Origin of the sequence: Acetobacter ghanensis, assembly GCF_001499675.1 — a bacterium.
GTDB lineage: Bacteria > Pseudomonadota > Alphaproteobacteria > Acetobacterales > Acetobacteraceae > Acetobacter > Acetobacter ghanensis.
On sequence record NZ_LN609302.1, the window covers coordinates 858,218 to 874,304 of the forward strand.

The following is a 16,087-nucleotide window of genomic DNA, read 5'->3' on the forward strand; positions in this document are numbered from 1 at the left end:
AAATATGGAAAATCAAGTGGTTTTCAATAAATAATTATTACTTGCAATAAGCTTACTTCGAGTTGCGAGTGATGTGCATGTAAATAGACTTGTTTTTATTTGTTATCAAGTGTGAATGGTAGGGATTCGCGTATTTCATTAGAGTAATTCGCATCTGGGGTAGCGTTTTCTGGTCTGTTTATCCGGCTGAGTCTGTGGAGTGTGGCAAAGTCATAGTGGGTATCCAGCAGCCCTAAATCATAGGCGAGGGAGGCTGTATAACCGCTGAGCAGAATGCGCCAATCCAGCCTGTAGCGGGGGCGTGCATTGGCGCGAGCCAGTATTTCTGTCGTGCAGTTGTCCATCAGCGTGTTGTACCACCGTGGTTGCGTGGTCAGGAGATGGATCTCGTTCAGGTAATTCTTAAAAACGGCTTCCCGCGTCTGGGGGGAGAGGTTGAGGCGGTAAAGGTAAACACGCTCCTTGCGTATATCCGTGCGTACGCCAATCAGGTCGCGTTCATCTGCGGTCACATATGTCAGTTCGTAATGGTGGAAAAATCCGGCGATCGTTGAGTAACCAAATTTTTTCTGTCTGCGTGTTTCAATGGAAACAGCAAGATGCCGGCCGTCATCAAACCCGAAAGACAGAAACACATGGGCAATACTGTTGCCTGCCCAGTAAGATGTGACCAGGTCGATGGAGGACAGGTGGTCCAGATTGAAGTCCGCATTGTAATAATGCGGGGTGTAATCTGTCTCACTTCGGTAAGTGATGTTTCGGATATTCTTAACATGCACGATGCGGCCTTCCTGTACAGCGTCGGCCAGCACGGCATATTCCCCCGCCCAGTCGCGGGTGTTACGGGGAGTGTCTGTAAAGAACCAGATGAAAAAACAGATCGCAAGGCTGCATAGAGCGGCAAGTTGCCGCTTGGGCTTTTGTAAATACAGCGTTGCCAGACAGAGCAGAGCATAAAGTGCCGTAGCACCAAGCCGGAGGCTGTTTGGCTCAAGTGTGGAGTAGTAAATGGCAGCGCATGTATAAACAGAAAAAATGATGGTTATAAAAAACAGTATCCATTTGATGTGACGGTGGATGAAGGAGCGCTGTACTGTCATGGTTTCTGCTGCCCCCATGTGGCAGGTATGACGTAGTCACCACCAATACGTGTAATGTTTGTGTGGTTCATATCCCCTTTTATACGCATATCGGGCACTCTGGCCGCCAGTTGCTGCAAAAGAATACGGCGGACTTCTGCAATGGTAATGGGGTTGGCCTGTGTGGAATGCCCTGAATGACGCACAATCAACTCGCTCTGCACCCGAGGGTCATGGGCGCTGGTGTAAGCCACAACGCCATCATCCGCGCTGGCAAGGGGGCCATCCCCCAGAACGGGAATAATGGAGTGGCTCTGTACGCTGGGTGCAACAGGAATGGCGGCAAGGGTTTGAATGAACGCGCTATGGGGGGACATGCCATAAACACTTCCAAGGCGGCTTGGGTTCATATCCACGTTAAGCGCCCCAGCATTGCCCTGAATAATCTGTTGGGTCAGCTCTGTAATGGATGCGGGGAATGTAACCATCCGCCCGATGAGGTGGGCGATGGAAAAATCAGCCAGATAACTGCCGTGTTGTGGGGTGGAAATAAACACCACACTTTTGACTTCTGGCATAGGGGTGGGGAATAACGTCTGTTTGAGAAACTGTCTTGCATTGTCTGAAAGGTTCAGGCTGGCAAGGGAACGGGATGTTAGACCGTTCCACAAGGCGTCATGCGGGTCGATAGTCAGCATCTTGGCGAGTAACCCACCCTGACTATGCCCTATAAGGGTCATCTGTCCCAGGGCTGGGTCGGCTTGGGTGCCGCCAAGGTCATGTATGGTGCGGTTGAGCGCATCGCGTAGCTGGAGGGCGGAATAGGGGATGGGGTTCCCCGTTGCGTAAGAGAAAAACCAGAACTCAAAATGCGCGCGTATGTCTGGGTCTTCCAGAAGGTCGTTCACCATGTCTGCCCAGCGTCCGGGGCTAGAGGCTGTACCATGCACCAGCACGACGGGCATATGGCCGTACTGGTGCGGCTCTATGGCAATCAGTTGCGCCCGTTTGTTAAAGAGGTTCCCATCCAAAAACCCCTTGTATTCAATAGACCAGTCAACCGCGTTGCTCAGACTGATCGCGCGGGAGGCCGTCTGGTCATATTGCAGCGGAATAACACCATCTGTTGTTGGCAGACTGGTGGTTTTATCAATTGTCGCCAATGTTAGGCGACCGGAAACATGGTTGGTGAAAACCTGCTCTCTCGGGTTGGGAATTTCGAGTAGGAGCGTAACGGGAATACGCAGCTTGTCCGTAATGGAAAAGGAGATCTGGCTATTGGCGGGAGGGTGTGGAACAGCCGCCAGAGGCTCGCCCAGCCCAGCCCGGCGGTACACGTTCTTGATCCCGCGGACCGAAAGCCGGGCTGTGGGGCGGAAGTCGGTTAGGGTGTACCCGTACCATTCTTTCTGTGCTGGTGTGGTGGACAGGTCCAGCGTGCCAAAAGGAAGTGTCCAGCGCTGGGGGGCTACGTCCACAGGGCTGCCCATGGCTTCGGTTAAGGCAAACATGTACAGGTCGCAGGCTTGGCGAAAATGCACATCATAAGGGTTGGGTTTGGCGGATTCCGGGCCATCCGGGTTTAGGTAGGCGTAGGCATAAAGTGCGGCTGTCATAAACTCTGCGCGATCAGTGTGTTTGCGCGCATGGAGGTAAGTCAGCTCGGCAAGGGCAAAGAGCTGGTCTTGAAAATCCGGTGTGTAAAATTGTGCCTGTGTGCTGGCCCGTAGGATGCTAATGGCTTGTGTGGGGTCTTTTTTCCAGATGGATAAAAGGTTCTGGCGTTCCAGCACAATGCGTGTGGTGTTGCTGAGTTTATGCCCGCTCAGAGTGCTCTGGCTGCGTTCCTTGTAGCTGTCTGTCAGGCTCAGATGCCGCACGGTAACGGGCGCAGCACAACCGGAAACCGCCAGACACAGTGCAATCCACGAAAAACGGTTGTACAGGGTGCGGGTTAAGGGGCGGTAAGAGGCAGGCATTCGATTCTTAGCCTAAAATCGCGGTCAGATAATGTCTGACGGTGTAAGGGGTCTGCTCCATGCTGGCAAATGTTGCCTCCCTTACAAAGGGAGCACGTGCTGGAAAGGTCGGTGTTTTGAAACTGCTTTGCTGTGCATCTGATTTGCCATCTGCGGTCAGGCGAGGGCACCTGCCATCCGTGGGGGAGCAGGTGACCTGTCCCTTTGATATGCAAAAAGTGGCAGATTTTTTGCCATCATGCCGTCAGCTTACCCTGTATTGTGCACCGGATGTGGCGTTGCCTGATGTTGGCGGGCACCAGCTCCTGATTGTCGAAAGCTTGCGGGATCGGAATTACGGAACGTGGGCTGGCACGGCTTTGCAGGATATTGCTCCAGCAGAGCAGCTTTCCTTTTTATCCGATGCGTTGTTCGCCCCACCGGAAGGGGAAAGCTTTGCTGCCTGTTACCAGCGAACAGCGCAATGGTTGAGGGATCTGGAGCAGGTTGCATCAGCAGCAGTGGTGCTGGCGCGCCCCTCCATTGTGCGGAACCTCATTTTGCAGGTCTTGTATGCGGGGGATGGTGTGGTGGGCATGGGCCATGCAGCCCGGCTGGATGTATCGCCCCGGAGTTATAGCCTGTTAACCGGCCACGCAGGGCGGTGGCGTGTGGGTATGGTAGCCAGCCCGGCGTAAAGAGACCCTTCTGGTTCAATTTGTCCGTCTCTCAAGGCTTCCCCTGTTCTTGGTTCTCTTGATACACGGATAGGGTTCTCCAGGCACGCTGTGTTGGCATGTACCGGGAGATTGTTGCTGATTTATAGAGAGCAAGACCTGCCATGCCCCATGTTCTTCTGCCTATTCTGACCTTTGCCGCAGCATGGGGTGTTCTGGTGCTGACACCGGGAACAGAAACCGCTCTGGTTATCCGGCTGGGTATGAATGTCGGGCGCAGGGCGGCTTTTGGTGCGGCCTTGGGTACGGGGACTGGGTTGGCAATATGGGGGGCTGGCACGGCTTTTGGGGTGAGTGCGCTCGTAGCGGCATCCCCTAAGCTCTATTTGACGCTGGAATGGGCGGGTGCGTTCTATCTGGCGTATCTGGGCATCAAATTGCTCATGCCATCAGCCGGTGCGGAGGCTATGGCCCATGCGGATGAGGAGGCCCGCCACATTGGTAATCTGGCATCTGGTTATCAGCGAGGCCTTTTGACCACATGCCTTAATCCGCTGGTGGGTGTGTTTGACCTAACGGCTTTTGCCCAGTTTATTCCCGCAGGCGTTAACCGGGTAACGTATTCGTTGCTGCTGGCAGGTGTGCAGGTGGTTATGGCAGTGCTGTGGTATGTTATTCTGGCGTATATGGCGTTTTCTTTAGGGCGGGTTCTGTCCAGCCCCAAGGTCGTGCGCGGGCTGGATGTGCTGACGGGTATGGTTTTTCTCTTTTTTGCACTCCGGCTCGCACTCAGTGGTCTTCCTACCTGAAGGCGAACTTGAGAACACCCTAGATGTTCAGCCATGATGAATTAGGATGGCGTGCTGATAAATCGGGCAGGGTATGACAAAAACGCCAAAGCTTATTCAGTCCATAGAACGCTCGGCTGCCATTTTGGAAATTATGGCCCAGCAGGGTGGAAGTGCCCGTTTGCAGCAAATTGCCAGTATTTCAGGCATTGGCAAAACAACGGTACACAACATTTTACAAACGTTGGACCATTTGGGTTATGTCCAGCGGCGTCCGGGGGATATGCGTTACCATTTGGGAGGGCGTATTCTCAACCTTGCGCGTATTGCAGGGGATGACACAACATTGCGCGCCCGCCTGCGCCCTGTATTGGAACGTGTTGCGTTAAACAGTGGCGCTACGGCCTGGCTGGCGGTCCCCAGTGGGGATCAGGCCACTTATCTGGATGTTGTGGACCCGCATGGCCTTTACCCCAACCTGTCCTCTGTGCCCAGACGCGAGAATCTGGAAGGGTCAGCAGTTGGCTGGGTCTTTCTGGCCTGCGTGCCGGGGTTGGGTAAACGGGTGCTGGCAACCCGCGCCAATGCGTTGGATGAGGGCGTTCTGACCAGAATAGAAGATGTGCGGATTAAGGGGTACGCGCTGGATCTGGAGGCGTACCGCCCCGGGCTGAATGGGGTTGCCATTCCATGGCGTGAGAATGGAGAGGTCCGGGCCAGTTTGTGCCTGACCGGGCCGCCAGCCAAATTCCCACAGCACCGGCTTATCCGGCTTGCATGGATGATGATGCGGTCTGTCGAACAACCAGATATTCAATAATGTTGAATAAATAAACTTTCCGTCGTTTTGTTGATTTCTTTTTGCCTCCATGTGGCTAACGTACGTGCTTTTTCACAAAAGGGACGACCGTACCATGCAAGATACAATTACCACTGCCATGTTGAATGCCGCTCATGCCGAGGCGCAGCGGATGGGGGTCAAGGTGTGCATCTCCATTCTGGATGCGGCGGCGTGGCCTGTTGCGTTTCTGCGGATGGAAGGCACCATTCTGGGTGCTATTGATGTCGCCAACAAAAAAGCCCGTACGGCCGCCCTGTTCCAGATGGATAGTGCTGATTTTGCAAAAATCGGTCATCCGAATGGTGCCGCCTATACGTTGGAAAACACCAATGGTGGCATGGCCAGTTTTGGTGGTGGCCTTGTTCTTAAAGCAGCAGATGGCACGGTCATGGGCGCTATTGGTGTGTCGGGTGCCAGCACGGAACAGGATATTGCCATTGCCCAGATTGCGGCAAATGTTCTTAAGGCCTGATGGATTTTGTTGGCAGAGATAGCATTATGACAACACAGACAGCACCACCCGCCGGTGGCCCTCCCTCTCTTGTGCCACCAGAAGGCAGAACAGCAGCGCTGCTTGTTCTGACGTTTGGTGCTTTTGTTGTGGGTACAGGTGAGTTTGCAATTATGGGGATGCTGCCGGAGTTTGCAGCATCCCTACATCTTTCTACAGCCGATGCTGGTTACGCCATTACGGCTTATGCTCTGGGCGTAGTTGTGGGCGCGCCGCTGATTACCATTTTGGGTGCGCGCCTCTCCCGTCGTGAGTTGCTGCTTGTGCTGTTGCTGCTGTTCGGGTTTGGCAATCTGCTGAGTATTGCCATGCCTTCTGCAGGCTTGGTCGAGGTTGCGCGCTTTATTACCGGGCTGCCACATGGGGCCATTTTTGGCGTGTCGGCGTTGGTGGCGGCATCCATGGTGGAGCGTTCGCGCAGAGGGTGGGCTGTTGGTCGTGTTTTGTCCGGTATTGCTATTTCCACCTTGGTGGGCGCGCCATTTTCTACATTTGCAGCCAATCATTTTGGTTGGCGGATTGCTTACCTGATTATTGGTCTGTTCGGTTTTCTGACCTTTGCAGGGGTATGGCGTTTTATTCCTGCGGATACACCAAACCGCGCCAATTCACCGCTCAGGGAGGTTACGGCATTAGGCAACGCGCAGGTTTTGCTGACATTGCTAACAGCCGCCATCGGCTTTGGCGGTATGTTTGCAATCTATACCTATCTGACAAGTGTTTTGCAGAATGTGACGCATGTGCCCGAATGGCAGGTAATGGTGTATATGGTCATCTGGGGTCTAGGAATGTTGGCGGGAGCTAATATCGGGGCTTGGCTGGTTGACCGTAACATTAATCTGGCGGCTATTTTTGCGCTGGCAGGCAGTGCGTTGGCCATGCTGGTTTTTACCGCGTTACTGCACAACAATATTGCTCTGATGGTTGATGTGTTCATGATCCCTGCCAGCGTGAACGCGCTAGGTCCGGCCTTGCAGACAAGGTTGATGGATTTTGCAGGGGATGCGCAAACACTTGCAGCATCCCTTAATCATTCGGCTTTTAATATAGCCAATGCGCTTGGCGCCTCGCTGGGGAGCGTTCTGCTAGGCCAGCAGTTTGGTTATGGCGCGCTTGGTGTCGGTGGTGCGTTGCTATCCATCGGAGGGTTGGTCGTTTATCTTCTGGCGCTGTTCATTCTCAAAAAAAGTGGTGTAGCAGAAGAACGTTTGCCAATAACCTGATGAGATCATGGGAGTGCAAAACGCCTCGTGGTTGAAAAGAGGCGTTTTGTTTCCCGCTGTTTTGTAAGCTGATATTGCAAAAGATTGCGTATGTTGCAGCAACAGGCGCAAACTAAGTTATTAACCTGATAAGGTTATAACTGTATAGGGTACATTATTTTATTTAAGGAAAACAACATAGCCAACTAAAAGTGGCGTCCCGTACGGGATTCGAACCCGTGTTGCCGCCGTGAAAGGGCGGTGTCCTAGGCCTCTAGACGAACGGGACAAGAGGCGTTGTTGGAGCGTTGTTTAGATTGGAATTTACACACCGTCAAGCGGCTAAATTTAAATTGTGCGTTTTTTTTCGAATACCGGGGTGCGCCGTGCGATACACGCATGAAGATGAGGAGAATTTTCATCTTGCCACGTGCTCTGGTTTATAATCCCAGCAGAGCCAACTCCTTTTGCAGGGCCGGTGGTAACTGGTCATGCCCTGCACCATGCTTCAGGTCTGGGGGGGCATCGGCCGGACGCAGGTATCGCCACCCCTGAAAAGGGCGGAGGGCGCGGGCTTCTACCCGGATAATGGTTGGGTCCACAAAGAGCAGTGTGCCGTTTGTACCATCGGCGCGCACTTCAGACTGAATATCAACCAGCCGCTGGCGGCATAGAATAAGCCCGGCAATAACCCGGTAAAGAGAGCCGCCCTGCAACAGCTCATCAGCCTGTTTGGGAAAGGTGCGCGTGCGTACAACAGGCAGCATTTTACCACTTGCTGGGTGCAACCGCTGGTTTGCAGGTAATGTCTGGCGTTCTGCCAGTTCTTCGAGCGAGGTTACACCCACAACAAGTTTAATCAGGTTTATCATGTCAGTCACATGGGGATGGCTGGGAGGCGTGGCAATATCGGCCTAAAGCACAAGGGCGGCCAGAAGTGCTTCCAGTCGTACCCGTCCTTCTGCCGTGGCGCGGAGCGACTGCTCGGTGCGGGTCAGGTAGCCCTCTGCCAGTGCTTGCGTCAGAGTGGGCTGGTCTACAGCATCGTCCAGCATCATGCCGGTGCGCGTGTAAAAACGGCGCAGGTCAATGCCTTCCTGCACGCGCAGGCCCATTAGCAGCATTTCCTGCGCGCGTTCATGTGGTGTTAGTTCATCAGCCGAGGTCTGGCCCGTGCCGGTCGCCTCTACCAGCTCGGCCCACGGTTCAGGCGCACGGTGGCGGCGTGTGGCCAGCAATGTGTTGCCAAAGCTCAGGCGGCCATGTGCGCCGGGCCCTATGCCCAGATAGTCCGCATAACGCCAGTAGGTCAGGTTGTGCTGACTCTCGCTACCGGGGCGAGCATAGTTGGAGACCTCGTAGGCCGCCATGCCGTGGGCATGGGTTAATTCTGCCGTGGCATCGTATAGCGCGGCCGCCGTGTCATTATCGGGGAGGGTAAATGTGCCTTTGCGGTACAGAGCCTCAAAACGTGTCCCCGGCTCTATTGTGAGCTGGTAGAGCGAGAGATGGTCGTCCGCCAGTTGCAGGGCGGTTGTTAGTTCCTGCCGCCACGCTGCAAGGGTTTGTTCCGGCCGGGCGTAGATGAGGTCAAACGTCAGGCGAGGGAACAGGCTGCGGGCCGTCTCCAGCGCTGCGCGGGCCTGTGCGGCTGAATGTTCCCGCCCCAAAAAAGAGAGAGCGTGGTCATCCAACGCCTGAATGCCAAGGGAAACACGGTTAACGCCCGCCTGCCGGAACTGGTGCAGGCGTTCGGCTTCCACGCTGGTCGGGTTGGCTTCCAGTGTGATTTCTAGATCGGGGGCGGCATCAAACAGTGTTGTGGCGTCTTCTATCAGGGCGGCCACTGTTTCTGGCGCCATAAGCGAAGGCGTGCCTCCGCCAAAGAAGATGGATGTCAGCCTGCGGCGGCCAAGCCGTGCGGCATCGTACGCCAGTTCGGCCCGGAGTGCCTTGGCAAACCGGGCCTGAGGGATGGTGTCCCGTACATGTGAGTTGAAGTCACAGTACGGGCATTTGGCCAGACAAAACGGCCAGTGGATGTAAAGGGCGAGTGGTTCGTGTTGCACGCGCTCAGATCGCGACCTTCACGCCCAATTCCACAACGCGGTCTGGCGGAATACGGAAGAATTCCATGCTCGAGGTCGAGTTGCGCAGCATGAACAGGAAGATGGACATACGCCACCGCGACATGCGCGGCACCGAGGAGCGCGTGACCAGCTCGCGTGATGTGAAGTACGAGGCCTGAAGGGCGTCAAAATCCACACCGTTGGCTTTGAGTTCTTCCAGGGCGCGGGGGATGTTGGGCATTTCCATAAAGCCATACCGCAGGATAACGCGGTAAACATCTGGTGCCAGTTCTTCCACCGTTACGCGATGGCCGCGTTCGGCCTCCGGCTGGTCGAGGTTCTGCACGGTCACAAACAGAACGTGGTCATGCAGGATCTTGTTGTGGCGCATGTTATGCAGCAGGCAGGGCGGCACAAAGTCCGGTGTGCTGGTCATAAACACGGCCATGCCCGGCACGCGGATAATGGTGCGGGACTGGGGCAGACGGGCGATAAAAGACCCCATGGGCAGGCTGTCCTGCCGTTGGCGAGCAATAATAAGGCCGCGCCCTTTTTTCCATGTGGTCATCATCAGGGTCAGCACGCAGCCGAGCATGACGGGAACCCACCCACCATCGGGGATTTTGAGCGCATTGGCGGTAAAGAAGGTGCCATCCAGCAGCAAAAAGCCACCAAACACCATACCCACCTGCCATGCTGGCCAGTTGAAGTGCTTGCGAAAGACCGCAATAGCCAGAATGGACGTGCAGATAAACGTGCCCGTAACCGCAATACCATAGGCGGAGGCCAAGGCGTCTGAACTGCGGAAGGCCAGAACCAGCAACACCGCACCCACGGCCAAAAAGCGGTTGAAGTCAGGTAGGTAGATCTGCCCTTCTTCTTCAGCATTTGTGTGGGTAATGCGCAGGCGGGGCATGTAACCGAGCTGAATAAGCTGGCGGCAGAGCGAAAACCCGCCAGAAATCCCGGCCTGACTGGCAATAACCGTGGCCAGTGTGGACAGTACCACCATTGGCCCCCGCATCCAGTTGGGGCAGAGCAGGAAGAACGGGTTAGCCAGAGCCTGGGGATCGGCAATAACCAGCGCCGCCTGCCCAAAATAGTTCAGCACCAGCATGGGTAGCACAAAAAACAGCCACGCGTAACGAATGGGGGCACGGCCAAAGTGCCCCATATCCGCATAAAGCGCCTCTGCCCCGGTAACGCACAGCACAACAGCCCCCAGCGCAAGGAAAGAGAGCTTACCGTGATAAAACACAAATTCCAGTGCATAGGTGGGGGATAAAGCCAGCAGAATATGGGGGTGGTGCAGAATCTGGAGAATTCCCAGTACACCCAGCGTGCCAAACCAGAGCAGCATGATGGGCCCGAATATGGTTCCCACCCGGCCCGTACCAACCCATTGCACACTAAAGAGGCTGATAATAACCAGTATGGCTACTGGAATAACCACCTCATGCGCTGCGGGAATACTGACCTCTACCCCTTCAATGGCGGATAGAACGGAAATGGCAGGCGTAATAATGCCATCCCCAAAAAACAGACAGGTGCCAATAATGCCGACCATGCCAAGGGCCAGTCGCGTTCGTGTATTGGTGGTGACACGCTGAGCGAGGGACATAATGGCAAGAATGCCCCCCTCGCCATTATGGTCCGCCCGCATAATGAGCAGCACATATTTGACGGTCACGATTAGGATGAGGGTCCAGAAAATAAGACTGGCGACCCCCATAATTTCCCACGGTTCCACTTTATGGTGGCCGGAAATGACCTCCACTGTGGAGCGGAAGGCGTAAAGCGGGCTTGTACCAATGTCACCATACACAACGCCCAACACGCTCAACAGAGCGGCAAAGCCTACAGGAGCCGTGGCATGTTGCGGCTGGTCTGCGTCGAACTCGGCAATACGCCGGGGTTCCGGTGCTCCGGTTGTTGGCTGCGGCTCACCCGGAGCAGGGGCGGAACCTGTAGGCTTTGTACTGTCGGCGTCTGTCATGGCATTTCTGGCTCCGCGTCAGGGGCACAAGAAGAAGAAAGAAATTCTAGGATGCCCTCCATAAGGTGGGGAGAGTGCCAGAGGCAAGGCATACCGGATACCATTATTGAGAATAGGCTCTTTAGGCCAGTACCGGGCGTGGCCCGAATATGGCGCTACCAACCCGCACAAGGGTCGCACCCTGCGCAATGGCCTGCTCAAAATCAGCCGACATGCCCATGGAGAGCACAGGCAGCCCGTGAGTATGCGCCATGCTGCGCAGGAGTTGAAAATGGGGCACCGGATTCTCCCCGGCTGGGGGAATACACATTAACCCACGCAGTGATGCCCCAAAGCGTTGCTGGCAGAGCCGGATAAACCCATCCGCCTCTTCCCGCGGGACGCCAAACTTCTGGGGTTCATCCCCGGTATTAACCTCGACGAGCAGGTCAGGCAGCCGCCCTTCCGCATCTGCGGCCTTGGCAATGGCGTCCACCAGTGCCGGGCGGTCAAGGCTTTCAATCATGTCTGCAATACGCACAGCTTCGCGCGCCTTGTTGGTCTGCAACCCACCAATAAGGTGTAGGCGCATGTTGGGATGCGTTGCGCGCAAAGGTGGGAATTTTGCGGCGGCTTCCTGCACCCGGTTTTCACCAAACACACATTGGTGCGCGGCAAGGGCCTCCTGCACGCTTTGCTGGGGATGGAATTTGGAAACAGCCACCAGCGAGACCGAAGCCGGGTCACGCCCGGCAGCCAGTGCTGCGGCGTGCATACTCTTGCGGACCGCATCGAGCCGGTCCGCAATGGTGGATGAGGGGGAAGCGAGAGACGTATCCATATGGCCCCGGAGTTCCTTCAAAGACGGAGGCAGGGCAGGCCCTGCTTTTGCTCCTTCCCTTTTAGGCGGGGGAAACGGTTAGCACAATTTTGCCAATATGGTTTCCGGCTTCCAGCGCCGCGTGGGCCTTATCCGCCTGCGCAAGGGGGAACGTGGCGTGGATAAGGGGGCATATGGCGCCTTTGTTCAGCAAAGGCCACACATGGTCCTGAAGTTCGTAGGCAATACGGGCCTTGTTGCGGCTGTCTCTGGGGCGCAGGCTGCTACCGGTTACGGTCAGACGGCGGGTCATGATCCGGGCCAGATCGGCCTGTTCGGCCTTGGCGCCGCCCTGTAGTGCAATAATGATCAGCCTGCCATCCATAGCGAGAGACTTGAGATTACGGTTGAAGTAGGCGCCCCCAATCATGTCCAGAATAATGTCCACACCTTTGTCGTGTGTCATTTCCCGGATGCGGGTTAAAAAATCTTCCGTGCGGTAGTTGATGGCCGTTGCCCCCAGTTCTTCGCACAATGCGCATTTTTCCGGGCTGCCTGCCGTGGCAAAAACCTGTCCCCCAAATGCCTTAACAAGCTGGATGGCCGTTGTGCCAATACCACTGGTGCCACCGTGTATAAGCACCCGTGCCCCCTGTGGCGGCAGGCTGGGCATAAACAGGTTGGACCAGACGGTAAAATACGTTTCGGGCAGGGCTGCGGCCTGTTCGGCAGTAAAGCCCTTGGGCCACGGCAGACACTGGCCTGCGGGCACAAGGCAGTACTGTGCATACCCCCCACCATTGGTCAGTGCGCATACGTGGCTGCCTATGGCTGGCATGGTGGCGCCTTCCAGCGGTAGGCCGCACGCCACAACCTCCCCCGCTACTTCCAGCCCAAGGCGGGGGCAGGCGCCGGGTGGGGGAGGATAGAGGCCCTGACGCTGCATGAGGTCCGGACGATTGACGCCCGCCGCCATAACGCGCACCAGCACCTCCCCTCGGCCGGGTTTGGGTATCTGGAGGGTTTCCAGATGCAGGACGTCCGGTCCACCGGGTTCGGTAAAACAGATGGCTTGCATGGAGGAAGGAACAACAGGAGCAGCAGGCATGGGACACCGCCGATTTCTGAGTAAAAAACTGACGACCTGAATATGGCGCGCAGAATGAAGGGGTAAAAGGGGCGGGCGATCACGACCATGCTACATTGTCCGACATGGTCCGTGCGGATTTATCGGCCGTGTTTTTCTCCGGCCAGTTCACGGCGTGTACGTTCCAGTTCCTCCGCATAGCGGCGTAGCACGTAACGCTCGCTCAGAATGCCCAGAATGTGGCCCTCCCTGTCTGTTACAGCCAGCGCCGGGCGGGCTGTGCGCTCAAAGGCTGCCACGGCGTGCCCGATTGAAAAATCTGGCGAGAGAACCTCTTCATCATTTTCTGTTACGGCCGACAAAGGCTGGTCCGGGGCAATGGCAATGGACTGGATCAGGTTGCTTTCCAGCAGCCCGGCATAACGGTTCTGGTCATCATGCAGCACAATGTAACGGGGCATACGCCCGGCAAAAGCGGTGCGGGCATCCGCAACCGTGGTGTTTGCAGGCAGCAGGTCCAGTTGTGTGCGCATCATGCGGCTGACTGTTAGCGTGCGCATCCAGCCGACATCCACCCCGGAGCGGATGTTTTCGCCCCGCAGGTGGAAGCGCCATGTTGCAAAGGAGTAGCCAAAAATGCGCTTGACCGTAAAGGAGGCCACAAGTGCTGTCAGCGCCACGGCAGCTGTCAGGTCTGCACTATGGGTGGTTTCCAGCGTGAGCAGAATCATGGTCAGCGGGCCGCCAATAATGGTGGTGGCCAGCGCGCACATGCCCGCAACCGTGCAGAGGGCAAGGGGCAGGTCCACAATGGGGGCAACCACACTGGCAAAGGCGGCTCCGGTTAGGACGCCCAGATAAAGCGATGCAAAAAACAGACCACCACGGAATCCCGAACCTATGGAAAGGGTGGACGCCGCAGCCTTGAGCAGTAGCAACCCCACTGCTGCCCAGAACAGAGGCGGGCTCACCAGCCCCTCCCGCATGGCAATATGCCCCGAAGACAGAACAGTGGGGGACACAATGGCCAGTCCGCCAACCAGTAGCCCGCCAACCATGGGGCGGAGCCATATGGGTTTGATGCACAGGGCAAAAACCTGTTCGGCATAAGCCGCGCTCTTCATCAACCCAACGCCAATCAGCGCGGACAGCCCTCCCAGCACAGCCAAAAACAGGTAAGCCAGTGGCGGCACGCCTTGCGGAAGGGTCATGCTAATGGCTGGCAGCGTTTCCCCTGTTAGGTGCACAACCGCTAATGCGCAGAGGGATGCACAGGCAACAGGCGCTAGAAGCGGGAAGGCATAAGAGCCGATAATGAGTTCAAAAGCATAAAATGCCCCGGCCAGTGGTGCGTCAAAGGCGGAGCCAATGGCGCCAGCCGCGCCACACCCAACAAGCAGGCGGACATCGGCCCGGTGCATACGCAAATTGCGACCAATGCGTGAGCCAAAAGCAGCTCCAATCTGGCTAAAGCCTGCCTCCAACCCAAGGGAAATACCACACCCGTTGGATAGGATGGTCTGCCCCGTAACAATCAGGCTGTCCCGCATGGACATGCGACCACCGTGCAGGGCGTTGGCCTCAATGGGGTCAACAGGTCTGTAGCGTTTGTGGCGTTGCAGCGCATAATGCCACAGACCAAGCAGAAGGCCCCCGGTTGCAGGCACCAGCAGGGCGCGCCACGGGGCAACATGCTCCAGCCCGGACAGGCGTTTGTAGCCCGGAGCCAGCATGTTGTGGGCCAGCAGGGTGGTAAAGGTAATAAGGCTGACGGCAAGCCCTGCCAGCACACCGGTTATGGCGGCCAGCACAAGAAGCCAGAGCGAGTCCGTGCGGACCAGTGCGCGCAGCGCGGCAAGCCAGCGGGCTGGTGTCTTATGGGTACGCAGGTGTTCCAGCAGCGCTGTCATGCCTTAGGGCATAACAGCATTGGGGGCAGGGCGTCCAATAAGTTGCATGACTGTCATACTTCATCTGGCTCATCCTGCTTCTGCGCAGGGTAAGGGTTAGGGGGCAGGCGGTTGAGCAGCCAGAATGCGCGAGATGTCGTCGTCACTCAGATGGTAATGGAAAAAGATGTTATAAAAATTCCGTACTGCTGTCCGTATATCCAGATCTGCGAACAACGTCGGGTGCAGCTTTTGTGCGGCCCACTGAAGTTGCAGAAGCTCCTCGCAGCCATAACGGTCCCATGCAAAAACCCCTTTGGGGTTGATCCACCATTTCTGCTGTTTAAAGGCATTGAGGGTTCGTAGAGGGGAGGATTCTGGCAGTTCTCCGGCGGCGGCATCCACAATCACCACATCTGGGTTCCAGACGGCAACCTGTTCAAAGCTGACCGGCCTGTGATTGCCCGATACCGTGGCTGCGTTGGTGCCCCCAGCAGCCTGAATCCATGCGTCAATCAGGGTTTTTTCACCGTCCACCTGTAGCGGGGAGAGACGGGCAATGTGGAGCACACGCGGGCGCTCTGCTTCATGCAATTGGGCGGTACGGAATTTGAGCAATTCAAGCACCCGTTCCATTTCCTGCCTGTAGCGTTTGGCGGTGTTATGGGCCTCCATTGTGCCAATGGCTTCTGCCGTCATGTCTAGCGAGGTGAGCATGTCCGGCATGGTCATGTATTCGGCGGCCAGAGCGGTTACGCCTGCATGACGGAGTTCTTCCGCCTTGGCGGCGGAGGGTACAAATACCAGCCCAATCTTGTTGGCCAACAGGTATTCGGCACTGACGGTGTTGGGCTTTACCCCCATATGGGCCATGTACATAATGGGCGATATTTTAAAAAGCCACGGATTATCAGCGGTATTTTCTGCCGTTATGCGTATGCGCGGAGCCGCGCCCAGCATCACGCTTATTTCGTTATGGGCAAACCAGAGGTCCGCAATCGGGGGGGCGTTATCCTTGATCTCAACCGTCGCACCACTCATATCTGTTACAAGACGTGCCTGAACTTGCAGAGGGGCGCACAGAACAAAACCTGCTGCTACACCTGCCATAAGGCGAAGCAGGCTGGAGAGACGGGGATAAGGGAAGGTCATCAGTTTATCCTAATTTTATATATACTAAAATACGGCCAG

Annotated in this window: 14 protein-coding genes and 1 tRNA gene; 5 read left to right on the forward strand and 10 right to left on the reverse strand. The window is 56.0% G+C overall.

Translation table 11 applies throughout. The features are described 5' to 3' along the window. Positions 1 to 95: 95 nt before the first annotated feature. Positions 96 to 1,100, reverse strand: coding sequence for an Lnb N-terminal periplasmic domain-containing protein (locus AGA_RS04200; RefSeq protein WP_059023163.1), 1,005 nt, complete (start codon positions 1,098 to 1,100; stop codon positions 96 to 98). Further along, the gene (locus AGA_RS04205; RefSeq protein ID WP_059023164.1) at positions 1,097 to 3,058 is read right to left on the reverse strand and encodes an esterase/lipase family protein; all 1,962 of its coding nucleotides are present in this window, start codon (positions 3,056 to 3,058) and stop codon (positions 1,097 to 1,099) included. Before AGA_RS04205 ends, AGA_RS04200 begins: the two co-directional genes overlap by 4 nt. A 59-nt stretch (positions 3,059 to 3,117) precedes the next feature. Here AGA_RS04205 and AGA_RS04210 point away from each other — a divergent pair, with 59 nt between their 5' ends. The 5 genes from AGA_RS04210 to AGA_RS04230 all read left to right on the forward strand — a co-directional run bounded on the left by AGA_RS04210 (position 3,118) and on the right by AGA_RS04230 (position 7,077). After that, entirely contained in the window at positions 3,118 to 3,735 is a 618-nt protein-coding gene (locus AGA_RS04210; protein WP_059023165.1) for a histidine phosphatase family protein, read from the forward strand. 143 nt (positions 3,736 to 3,878) lie between these two features. Continuing rightward, a complete protein-coding gene (locus AGA_RS04215) occupies positions 3,879 to 4,523 on the forward strand; it encodes a LysE family translocator (RefSeq protein WP_059023166.1) in 645 nt (214 codons plus the stop codon). A gap of 73 nt (positions 4,524 to 4,596) precedes the next feature. Beyond that, on the forward strand, positions 4,597 to 5,322 hold the full coding sequence (locus AGA_RS04220) for an IclR family transcriptional regulator (RefSeq protein WP_059023167.1): 726 nt from the start codon (positions 4,597 to 4,599) through the stop codon (positions 5,320 to 5,322). A 94-nt stretch (positions 5,323 to 5,416) separates the two neighbouring features. After that, complete coding sequence (locus tag AGA_RS04225; RefSeq protein WP_059023168.1) at positions 5,417 to 5,815, forward strand: GlcG/HbpS family heme-binding protein; 399 nt, start codon at positions 5,417 to 5,419, stop codon at positions 5,813 to 5,815. A gap of 26 nt (positions 5,816 to 5,841) precedes the next feature. Continuing rightward, positions 5,842 to 7,077 (forward strand): MFS transporter, encoded by a 1,236-nt coding sequence (locus AGA_RS04230; protein ID WP_059024636.1) that lies wholly within the window; start codon positions 5,842 to 5,844, stop codon positions 7,075 to 7,077. A gap of 192 nt (positions 7,078 to 7,269) precedes the next feature. On the opposite strand, the gene AGA_RS04235 is transcribed toward AGA_RS04230, so the two are convergent. From AGA_RS04235 to AGA_RS04270, 8 genes are all read right to left on the reverse strand, one after another. Next, positions 7,270 to 7,345 (reverse strand) — tRNA-Glu (locus AGA_RS04235). A gap of 151 nt (positions 7,346 to 7,496) precedes the next feature. Continuing rightward, entirely contained in the window at positions 7,497 to 7,928 is a 432-nt protein-coding gene (locus tag AGA_RS04240) for a DUF1489 family protein (protein ID WP_059023169.1), read from the reverse strand. A gap of 42 nt (positions 7,929 to 7,970) precedes the next feature. Beyond that, on the reverse strand, positions 7,971 to 9,125 hold the full coding sequence (gene hemW / locus AGA_RS04245) for a radical SAM family heme chaperone HemW (protein ID WP_059023170.1): 1,155 nt from the start codon (positions 9,123 to 9,125) through the stop codon (positions 7,971 to 7,973). A gap of 4 nt (positions 9,126 to 9,129) precedes the next feature. Further along, positions 9,130 to 11,121 carry a potassium transporter Kup gene (locus tag AGA_RS04250; protein WP_059023171.1) on the reverse strand — a complete coding sequence of 664 codons (1,992 nt, stop codon included), beginning with the start codon at positions 11,119 to 11,121 and terminating at the stop codon, positions 9,130 to 9,132. 121 nt (positions 11,122 to 11,242) lie between these two features. Next, the gene (locus tag AGA_RS04255) at positions 11,243 to 11,941 is read right to left on the reverse strand and encodes a YggS family pyridoxal phosphate-dependent enzyme (RefSeq protein WP_059023172.1); all 699 of its coding nucleotides are present in this window, start codon (positions 11,939 to 11,941) and stop codon (positions 11,243 to 11,245) included. 61 nt (positions 11,942 to 12,002) lie between these two features. After that, positions 12,003 to 13,028, reverse strand: a complete 1,026-nt coding sequence (locus AGA_RS04260; RefSeq protein WP_083503538.1) for an NAD(P)H-quinone oxidoreductase — start codon at positions 13,026 to 13,028, stop codon at positions 12,003 to 12,005. Positions 13,029 to 13,147: 119 nt separating this feature from the next. Continuing rightward, complete coding sequence (locus AGA_RS04265) at positions 13,148 to 14,917, reverse strand: chloride channel protein (protein ID WP_059023173.1); 1,770 nt, start codon at positions 14,915 to 14,917, stop codon at positions 13,148 to 13,150. Between the two features lie 96 nt (positions 14,918 to 15,013). Further along, on the reverse strand, positions 15,014 to 16,048 hold the full coding sequence (locus AGA_RS04270) for a TroA family protein (protein ID WP_059023174.1): 1,035 nt from the start codon (positions 16,046 to 16,048) through the stop codon (positions 15,014 to 15,016). Positions 16,049 to 16,087 lie beyond the last annotated feature (39 nt).

Bases quoted from the DNA above. Each gene is read 5' to 3' on its own strand.
- AGA_RS04270 (WP_059023174.1), bottom strand. From the start codon at position 16,048: ATGACCTTCCCTTATCCCCGTCTCTCCAGCCTGCTTCGCCTTATGGCA.
- AGA_RS04230 (WP_059024636.1), top strand. From the start codon at position 5,842: ATGACAACACAGACAGCACCACCCGCCGGTGGCCCTCCCTCTCTTGTG.
- AGA_RS04205 (WP_059023164.1), bottom strand. From the start codon at position 3,058: ATGCCTGCCTCTTACCGCCCCTTAACCCGCACCCTGTACAACCGTTTT.
- AGA_RS04210 (WP_059023165.1), top strand. From the start codon at position 3,118: ATGCTGGCAAATGTTGCCTCCCTTACAAAGGGAGCACGTGCTGGAAAG.
- AGA_RS04225 (WP_059023168.1), top strand. From the start codon at position 5,417: ATGCAAGATACAATTACCACTGCCATGTTGAATGCCGCTCATGCCGAG.
- AGA_RS04240 (WP_059023169.1), bottom strand. From the start codon at position 7,928: ATGATAAACCTGATTAAACTTGTTGTGGGTGTAACCTCGCTCGAAGAA.
- AGA_RS04260 (WP_083503538.1), bottom strand. From the start codon at position 13,028: ATGCCTGCTGCTCCTGTTGTTCCTTCCTCCATGCAAGCCATCTGTTTT.
- AGA_RS04265 (WP_059023173.1), bottom strand. From the start codon at position 14,917: ATGACAGCGCTGCTGGAACACCTGCGTACCCATAAGACACCAGCCCGC.
- AGA_RS04250 (WP_059023171.1), bottom strand. From the start codon at position 11,121: ATGACAGACGCCGACAGTACAAAGCCTACAGGTTCCGCCCCTGCTCCG.
- AGA_RS04200 (WP_059023163.1), bottom strand. From the start codon at position 1,100: ATGACAGTACAGCGCTCCTTCATCCACCGTCACATCAAATGGATACTG.
- AGA_RS04215 (WP_059023166.1), top strand. From the start codon at position 3,879: ATGCCCCATGTTCTTCTGCCTATTCTGACCTTTGCCGCAGCATGGGGT.
- AGA_RS04220 (WP_059023167.1), top strand. From the start codon at position 4,597: ATGACAAAAACGCCAAAGCTTATTCAGTCCATAGAACGCTCGGCTGCC.
- AGA_RS04255 (WP_059023172.1), bottom strand. From the start codon at position 11,941: ATGGATACGTCTCTCGCTTCCCCCTCATCCACCATTGCGGACCGGCTC.